The organism is Burkholderia sp. IT-111MI5, assembly GCF_949752865.1.
Classification (GTDB): domain Bacteria; phylum Pseudomonadota; class Gammaproteobacteria; order Burkholderiales; family Burkholderiaceae; genus Burkholderia; species Burkholderia pyrrocinia_C.
In genome coordinates this window covers 41889-48497 of the sequence record NZ_CATKIF010000020.1, presented here as the reverse complement: position 1 = coordinate 48497, position 6609 = coordinate 41889, and the positions used below count along the sequence as shown (strand labels likewise).

General features: G+C 56.0%; 5 protein-coding genes and 1 pseudogene. 3 read left to right on the top strand and 3 right to left on the bottom strand.

What is annotated here, in order from left to right:
* Together ACM6JT_RS18080 and ACM6JT_RS18075 are read left to right on the top strand one after the other, a co-directional pair.
* A pseudogene (locus tag ACM6JT_RS18080) lies at positions 1-284 on the top strand (hypothetical protein); the annotation flags it as partial.
* 637 nt (positions 285-921) lie between these two features.
* Positions 922-2106 (top strand): hypothetical protein, encoded by a 1185-nt coding sequence (locus tag ACM6JT_RS18075; RefSeq protein ID WP_414856986.1) that lies wholly within the window; start codon positions 922-924, stop codon positions 2104-2106.
* A 127-nt stretch (positions 2107-2233) separates the two neighbouring features.
* Here the strand turns inward: ACM6JT_RS18075 and ACM6JT_RS18070 are convergent, their stop codons facing one another.
* Genes ACM6JT_RS18070 through ACM6JT_RS18060 form a run of 3 tightly spaced genes read right to left on the bottom strand, consistent with a single transcriptional unit; the run spans position 2234 to position 5626 of the window.
* Positions 2234-3100: a plasmid partitioning protein RepB C-terminal domain-containing protein gene (locus ACM6JT_RS18070; RefSeq protein ID WP_414856985.1), complete on the bottom strand. Its 867-nt coding sequence runs from the start codon at positions 3098-3100 to the stop codon at positions 2234-2236.
* A gap of 29 nt (positions 3101-3129) precedes the next feature.
* On the bottom strand, positions 3130-4050 hold the full coding sequence (locus ACM6JT_RS18065; RefSeq protein ID WP_414856984.1) for a ParB/RepB/Spo0J family partition protein: 921 nt from the start codon (positions 4048-4050) through the stop codon (positions 3130-3132).
* A complete protein-coding gene (locus ACM6JT_RS18060; protein ID WP_414856983.1) occupies positions 4028-5626 on the bottom strand; it encodes a recombinase family protein in 1599 nt (532 codons plus the stop codon). Before ACM6JT_RS18060 ends, ACM6JT_RS18065 begins: the two co-directional genes overlap by 23 nt.
* Before the next feature lie 89 nt (positions 5627-5715).
* On the opposite strand from ACM6JT_RS18060, the gene ACM6JT_RS18055 reads away from it, so the two are divergent.
* Complete coding sequence (locus ACM6JT_RS18055) at positions 5716-6069, top strand: hypothetical protein (protein WP_414856982.1); 354 nt, start codon at positions 5716-5718, stop codon at positions 6067-6069.
* Positions 6070-6609: the final 540 nt, after the last annotated feature.

Here is a 6609-nt window from a genome sequence, read left to right as displayed (position 1 = left end):
ACCTGATCGGAACGTATTGGGTGGAGGGGGTGACCGAAGGGCGAGGCAGCTATTATCGAGCCGACACTACGGGCGATTTGTATGACCGGGACTGGGTACACGGCGAGGTCCGCGCCGACGACACTGATCGACGCGACAGGCTCAAGAGAACGCTCGGCTATCTAGCGATGCGCCGTGCCCTGGTGCGCTTGAGCAACGAACCCGCAGGCGAGTATTTCGGCATGCGTGAGCGCAAAGCGCGGTCACCGCGTCGACCGACGAGAGGCGAAGCTAAGGCGGGGTAGCTTCGGATAGCCGTAAGCGGGCCGGCCAGAAAATCTGTATCCAAAACGCCTAACCTATTGATTCTATTGGGGCGCTGATTTCGTCGATTTCGGGTGGAATGGTCGCCTCGCCCGCGGCGTTGCCGGAGGGGGGCACCGTTGTGACGCGAACTCCTGAGAATTTCGTGAGAAAAATACTCGGAAAATTAACAAGAAAACCTGCGAAAAATTGATCGAGACGAGCTTGTGCGACAGAGATTCAGTCGACCGGTTTGGTTCATCGCGACGGGGCGGTGATGTGCTGTCGCAATGGAATCGAAAACACCAAGTCGACCACAACATCCTATGCGCGAATACCCGGCACAGGAACGATGATAGAAGTAGGCAATCTCGGCGTTGACGGAGCGAGATTGATCAAGCAATTCCGGTTCATTTCTTATACCTCGTAGAGAGGTGTAGTGCGCCCCGTAGAGAGAGACCAGGAGAGATGTCTGGTACGGCTCATAGGGAAGTATGAGCAAGAAAGTATTAAGCAATGCTATCCACAATGGGAGTTCTTCCCATTAGGTGGAGCAAAGGCACAGCATTCATCCCTCGCTCAAGTGACGATGAGCAGGCGCACAGATGATGGATGTAAAAAACACAAGAGGTAGGTCAGATGACGAAGCTGATAGAACGACGCAGCGATGCGGACGTTGCGGAGCTGTTGCTCAATGCTGCAACGTACTCTGCGAAAGATCGCTGGCCAGAAGAACATCGCGATGCGGTTGGGACTGTATCGCGGGAGGTGTCACGTATTGCCAAATGCGTGAAAGATGTCATCGACTCGCAACGACCGTTGTTCTCGATCAAGCGCGTGGAAAGCGCCTTGCCGTGGCTTCCGGAAAGCGTTGAGGTGGATTCGAAGGATCTCGGGGGAGTCTTCTTGGATTGCTTGAAGATCGACTTGGAAAGCAACTTGGCGGAACATCCGATCGTACGGCAGCACCCGTATGTTGATCTATTCTGGAAGAATCTCTATCGCGATGAGCGATCGGACGCAACGCAGGGCGTGTATACCGTGTTCGATCTGCGTAACCGTATCGGTTGCTTGCCGATCTTGAACGATGACGAGCGAAGGGCGGTGGTTGCGGGGCTGAACAATATCGTCACGAGGATACGAGAAGAAGGGCGCGGTGACGTGTTTCGCAAGCAGCTGAAGCGGTACTGGCGTCCTGCAGCAGAGAACTATCGGTCATTGATCGCCCTCATTCGCGCGATACAGGCCCGGTATCACCACCTTTTAATCATTCGGCTGGATCTGAGCTACATGAAGGCGCATAGGGCCTCGATCAGCTACGCTGAAGTTCGTCGTCATCGAATCGCGTTTCGACGCTTCCTGAAGCGTTGCAAGCGTCTGAAGGGGGCATACTTGGGAGACGCTCTCAAACTGGAGTTTGGGGTCGACATGGGGTTGCATTTCCATGCGCTGGTATTCGTCAATGGTGACAAACTGCATGGCGACGTGGACATTGCTCGAGCTTTCGGAGAACACTGGAAGACCAACATCACCACGGGCCGAGGCAACTACTTCAACTGCAACAGTCAATCCTACGGGAAGCTGCGAGGAATTGGTTCGGTGCGGTATCACCAGGAGCAAACGCGGCACAACCTAGAAACACGTGTCGCGGCGTACATTACGAAGCCGGACTTCTACATTTGCTCTGTGAAGGACGATGGGGACCATACGTTCTGGACGAGCCTGCCACCCAAGGACAAGCCAATAAAACGAGGGCGAAAGCGTGGCAAGATCGATGCGCAGGCCGCGTTGAGAAGCAAGCCGTTACCGTCCAAGCGAAGGTAGAGGTAGCCTCGCTCGTTCGGACAGTTTGATGAGATTCCCAAGCGGAACGTCCGAGGCATTCATGCTGTCGAGTAATCGCAGGAAGCGTCGCGAAATCCGCTGTACCTCGGCAGAGGAGTAAGACAGTCTATTCCCGCTCGGATGCTCTGTTGTCTGAGGCAATCGCTTCGATTGTCGTCACGACACTGGAAAGCATGTCTTCGTGGTAGCGCTTCAGATGACCGTGGATGTTCTCGTTGCGCAGCAAGCGAGCGATGAACCCCTTTGCAACGACGAGCGATAACATGGTGTCGCCGATGGTGTCTTCCACTGCCATGCTGTCCTGTTGCAGGCGCTCCATCTCAGCTTCCATGCGCGAAATATCCTCGGGTGAAATTTCCTCCCGCTTCTTTGGCTTGGCCTTGTCCGTCAGGGCATCGGAGCGTGTGGTCACGAGAATCATTTCCGCGTAGGGTTTCGTGAATTTGTTCGCGGCAATCATCATCTCGGCGGCTTCGATCTGGCGAAACGGCTTCATCTTGCGTAGCACCCCAAATACGGCGGGGATCACCTGTCGGTCTTTCAGGAGTCGGGCTGCCTCCGGTGCAATACCGTCGAGTAGGTGAGCTTTCTCGCGGACGCGTTTCACGTCGATGTCGAGAACTTGGGCAATACGCTCTTCCGAGGCACCCTTGGCAAGCGCTGCACGGATCATGCGATGTTCTTGAACAGATGCAATACGGGTGATCTGCCGGTTGAACGTGAATCCCTCATCGTCGAGCGAAACCATGCAACGGGCCGTTGCTTGTCCGAGCTGCTTCAGGGCTTCGAGTCGCAGGCGACCGTCAAGCAGATCGTAATGGCCTTCCCCTTTCTGTGACGGATGAACGGCCAGTGGCTCGATCACACCCAGTTCACGGATGGAACTGAGGATTGTCCGAAACTTCGGTGTTTCGAGCACCTTCGCTCGGATGGGTACCAGCGGGTGAATATGGTCGAGCGGCACCTCGATCATGGTTGGCTCGAACCCATGTCTTATCGCGCTCATGGCAGCATCTCGGTTGGAATGCGTCGTGCAATGACTTCGGGAATGTCGCTGATCTGTTCGGCGCGCAGTAGGGTGCGGAAGTGTTCGTCGGACAGGAAGTGCCGCATAGCCGACGTAATGAGCAACAGGCGTTCTTCCTGTATACGTGCCTTCTGGATATTGAGTTTCTGTCGTCGCACTTCCGTCTTGTAGATGCGCAGTAGCTTCTGCGGCGTGGGTTTGTCATCGTGGCCGGAGCGGGGTTTCGGGTAGTACGCTTTCCCGAGTGCCTCGCGCTTGCTAATCAGTTTGCGTACGCGCAGCAGTTGTTCACCCTTGAGCGTGCCCTGTTCGTAGGCTTCCAGCAGCGCTTTCTGGACATCTTCGCTCGATGCGCGTGAGATTTCGACGGCGAGCCAGATCGGTACAATTCGTTTCTCGACAGCACGCACAAGGCGCTGTTCGCCGTTGTTGAGCAGGTGCAGGATGCTACTGATGTAATCGGCGTCGAGATTGATTTTTCGGGCAATCTGCTCTGCGCTGTATCCTTTGGCGCGCAGCACTTGGATGCCGCTCAGCAGTTCTTCGGTCGTATGCCGCCGGCGTGCGATGTTCTCGGTCAATGAAATCAGGAATCGATCAACTTCCGGCGCATCGAAAATACAGCACGGAATCATGGTCTCTCCCAAATGCTTCAGGGCTTCAAGGCGTCCCTGCCCGCATAGAACCTCGTACCAGTCCCCCTCCTTGTCTTTTCCGCCGAGCGCCACGCTGATTGGCCGCTTCAATCCGACCACGGCGATGTTCTCCACCAGTTGCGAAAAAAATAGGGGATTGCGTGTGCGCGGATTGAGTACGCGCAGCCGGTCCGCCGGAATTAGCAATATCTTCTCCGACGACGAAGGCGGCCCAGGTTTAGAATCTTGGTTGCCATTCATGACTGCCTCCACGTAGCGGCACTCGGCGGCCGAGATAGACGAGCATCGATAGGTCGTCGTAGCGGTAAGCGTCGAAGCCCTGTTCGTTGTAGTCGCCGAGGCGCAGCTGTTCTGACCAGACGTCGATGGCTGGAAGCAGGTAGTAGTCTCGGATCGACTGCGCGTCGGGGGCCATACGTACGGCGATCGTGATGTCGGGCTTCAGCGCGGTATCGAACCGGACAAGCCAGCGATTGCTGCCAGCATTGGTCGTGCGACATCGGCACAGGGCAAGCGAAACCGTGAATTCACCGTTGACCCGCAGCAGATCGGTTGTCGAGTTCCGATCTATTCGCGCTCCAGCGGCTGTCATGGCGTTCATTGCATCCGAAACGATGCTCGGATGCAGTTCGCGCAGACGGCGATTGATTTCGAGATAACGGTAGTCCCGATCCGGGGTATAGCCAATTAAGGTATATGTACGAATCAGGCTGCCGAAACGACCAGCGAACGCGCTGCTCGAAGGGCAGTCCGTTGTCTCGTCGATCACAATGCCGGACAGGTAGCCGTGTCGCAGCAGTACACGGCGTAACGCAGCCAGCATTTCTTCGTCGGTGAGCCGGTAAGAGCGTGCGAGGATGATCTGGCGTGCAGCGTTGAAAATCAGCCGGTCAACGATGGCGTCGAATGCGCCTTCTGCTCGTGCCCAGGCCGCCGGTGGATTTCTGACCCGCTCTTCCTTGAGCTTGAAGGATGTGCGATTCCAGACATTATCACCGACGTATTTTTCGTTTATCAGGATCTGGTGAACCGTGCCACGTGTCCAAGCGGTTCCGCGATCCGTGAGTTTGCCCTCGCGATTGAGCAAGGCCGCGATTTCCGATTCGGTCAGCCCATCTTCCACGAATGCCTTGTATATCCAGCGCACGGTGTCAGTTTCTTCGACCGGGCCGGGTACGAGGATCACGCGGTCGGTCTGGATTGACTTGTGCTCGCCGAATTTCAGTTCAGCCTTACGAGTACCGGTATGGTCGATCAGCATGCGGCGCAGACCATAGCCGGCCGGACCACCTTGCCGCACGCCAAGCTGGATAAGCCTCATTTGGCCGGCATGTACTTTGACACTCAGCTCGCGGCTGTACTCGCCGGACATGGTCCGTTTTACATCCCTGATGATGTTTGAAACCGGACTCCCGTCGTTTTCAAATTGCTCAGCGCAATACAACACTCGTACGCCGGATCGCTTGCACCCGAACTCGTAGCTGGCGGCTTCGTCGGGGTCCTGGAATCGGCCCCATCGGCTCACGTCGTACACGAGGACGACAGAATAGTCTGCTTGTCCTGATTCCACGTCATGCAGCAGTGCCTTCAACTGATCACGGCCTTCGAGCCGTAGCCCGCTTTTCCCTTCATCGGCGTAAATCTTGACGATTTCAAGATTGCGCGCGGCCGCGAACGCGAAGATCACATCCCGCTGGTTTTCCGTCGAATACTGCTGGTGTTCGGTGGACATACGCACATAGGCAGCGGCGCGCTCCCGGCCGTTGCTATTTACCGCTCGATTTTTTCGTACGCGACGAGTCACCGTATTCCCCATCCAACTGGAAGTCGCAGCCTTTTCAATTTGTACTATTTCGTCGTAGTCACCTTGCGATCACAACCAATATACTTTCGGAGGTCGGAAATATGTTGCGGGAAACACGCAAGAAGTTGCCGATCGAATCAGGTCGAGGACTCACTGCTCGCGAATACGCGGTTGCAGTCGAGGTAGCGCTGAAACGCGAGATCGGAACATCTCGGCATGCTGTCAAGACGCTCGCGCGCATGACACATGCGAGCGAACGCACGGTTCAAAACTGGCTGTCAGGTGTGCGTGGGCCGAATGGCGTGCATCTGATTCTGCTGGCGCAAAATTTTGCGTCGATCCGTTCGGCCATCATGTTTCTTGCAGGTCAAGGGATGCAGCAATCTGCCGATATGGAAGCAGTGGTTCAGTTACTGTTTGAGGCGATTGCCATGTTGAACGGTCAAGCAGCGTAGGTACTCGAATATGCTCCGCGCGATGTGCGCGCCTTCGAACTGCTTATCGGGCCGGCGTTGTGCTTTGTGCGAGTGCACGTAACCGCTTTGTTCGGCCTTGAGCCAACCGCAGGTTGCAAAAACGGAACTTGGCCAACGTAACAGCCGCAAGGATCGGGGCGGTAAGAATGGAGATTGTCCCAATCGTAGCGACGTGGCTCTGCTGGATGAAATCCACGATGGAGTTGACGCTCATGGTGGTTCCTGAAAGATCCACCGGAGCAGAGTATTACAGATTGGAGGTGGGGGCGGCGAATCAGGCCAGTGAGACTTGACTGGGCACTTTCGTTACAATCGCCCCAAACCCGTCGGACGCATGTCTACCGCAGGTGGCAACCGGCGCAAATCTGGGCTGGTTGGCGCCGCGTGAGCCAGGCGGCAGAAGTCGAGCAGGTTGAGATAAAGCCACATTTGGCCGACCAGAGAAATCGTGCGCGAACAGCGTGTGGCGATCTCAGCGGCTACGGTGGCGCTGAATACGACGCGTTCGGACGGGAGGCA